This window comes from Haloferax sp. KTX1 (genome assembly GCF_902410085.1).
Lineage (GTDB): Archaea > Halobacteriota > Halobacteria > Halobacteriales > Haloferacaceae > Haloferax > Haloferax massiliensis.
On the sequence record NZ_CABPRH010000285.1, the window covers coordinates 1 to 411 of the forward strand.

General features: G+C 65.0%; 1 pseudogene. It reads right to left on the minus strand.

Going from position 1 to position 411, the window contains the following annotated elements:
- Positions 1–411, minus strand: a pseudogene (locus FY251_RS21870) (histidine kinase); the annotation flags it as partial.

A 411-nucleotide genomic window follows, 5' to 3' on the forward strand; every position in this document is an offset into this window, starting at 1 on the left:
CGGCGATCTCTTCGACGGTGGCAGACAGCCTGTTCATCTCCGAGGCGACGTCGTCGTGGCGCGACGCCTGCTGACTGGCTCCCGCCGAGATCTCCTGAACCGACCGGGAAATCTCGTCGCTCGCATCGTCGATCTCTTCGACGCTCCGGGTGACGTGATCGCTCGTCTCGTCGACGTCCTCTGCGAACGCGGCGACGGTGGCAACCGTCTCCCCCAGCGTCGTCACGAGGTCGTTGTAGTTCTGGACAACGGCGTCGAACTGCTCGTCGTCGGCCTCGAAGTCCTCGTCGATAGTGGCCGTCAGGTCCCCGTCTTTCGCCCGTTCGGCGGCGTCACCGAAGGCGACGACGAGGTCGTTCAACGCCTGGGAGCGCCGTTCGAGGTCGCTGGTCATCGTCTTGAGTTCGGTGG